Annotated in this window: 1 protein-coding gene; it reads left to right on the top strand. The window is 76.6% G+C overall.

Annotation, left to right across the window (positions count from 1 at the left end):
- Nucleotides 1-103: 103 nt before the first annotated feature.
- Complete coding sequence (locus CCN56_RS38230) at nt 104-1,189, top strand: ester cyclase (RefSeq protein ID WP_086832254.1); 1,086 nt, start codon at nt 104-106, stop codon at nt 1,187-1,189.
- Nucleotides 1,190-1,238: the final 49 nt, after the last annotated feature.

The raw sequence follows: 1,238 nt of genomic DNA, 5'->3' as shown, positions 1-1,238 counted from the left end.
GGCCAGGAGCCGCCGGCGGCCGGCGAGGCCCGCCTGCTCGGCTGACCCGCCTCCCGGGGCCGCGCGCCCCGCCCTTGACCCACCACTCGGACCAGGAGGGCCCGTGACCAGCAGTACGACCGACCTCGCCACCGCCTACGACTCCGTGTCCACCTGCGGCGCCACCGCCGCCGCGGCGGACACCGGTACCGCGTTCCCGTCCGTGACGGAGTCGACGGCAGGGCCGGCGCGGACCGGACGCGAGATGCTCCGGCGGCTGTGGGAGGACGGCTGGGGACGGAACGAACTCGACCTGCTGCCCGGCCTGTTCGCGCCCACCGTGGCCGTGCTGGGCCACCATGCCCACCTCGCGGACCAGCCGCCGTACGGCGCCGACGTGGTGCGCGAGGAGATCGGCCTGTTCCGCGGGGCGTTCCCCGACCTGACGATGCGGGTCTCCGTGTCGGTGACCGACGGCCAGTGGACCCTGGCCGCGTGGGAGGGCCGAGGCACTCACACCGGGCCGCTGCTCGGCCTGGAACCCAGCGGCCGCACGGTGCACATGGCCGGCGCCTACCTGGCCCGGGTCGTCGACGGGCGGATCACCGAGGCACGCCACACCGTCGACACCCTCGGCTACACCCAGCAGGTCGGAGCCGTGCCCGGAGCCGAGGAGGCACCGCAGGGCCGGCCGACTGGGCCGGCCGACGCCCCGGCCCTCCCGCGCGGCCTCGACGGTGCCGTACCCGGCCCGTCCACCCCGGGCGACGGAGAAGGCCGTGCGCTCGTCCGACGGCTCTTCGACGAGGTGCTGGGCGCCGACGGCGACATCGCGGCCCTCGCCGGGCTGCTGCACCCCGGCCGCACCGTGCAGGAGAACGTCGGCACGACCCTGCCGGGCGGGTTCGAGCTCGCCGCGGCCCGGCACCGGACGCTGCTCGCCGCCGCGCCCGACGCGCGCTTCCGGCTGGAGCACCTGCTCGTGGAGGGGGACCTGGTGGGGTACGGCTGGTCGGTCACCGGAACCCATACCGGACCGCTGGCCGGCACCAAGCCCACCGGCCGCCCCTTCACCTTCAACGGGACCTCCGTCAGCCGCGTGGTCGACGGCCGGCTCGCCGACACCCTCCACCGCTACGACGCCCTGGCGATCTTCGACCAGATCGGCCGCGTGCCGCCGGCCCACGGCACCCTGAACATCCTGGGCTGACCCGCCCCGGCGCCCGACCCGCCTCGGGCCCGGGGCGGGTCAGCCCAGG

It is taken from the genome of Streptomyces sp. NRRL B-24572, assembly GCF_002156145.1.
GTDB classification, from domain to species: domain Bacteria; phylum Actinomycetota; class Actinomycetes; order Streptomycetales; family Streptomycetaceae; genus Streptomyces; species Streptomyces vietnamensis.
Note: the sequence above shows the minus strand (reverse complement) of the source record. Positions and strands in the feature narration are given on the sequence as shown.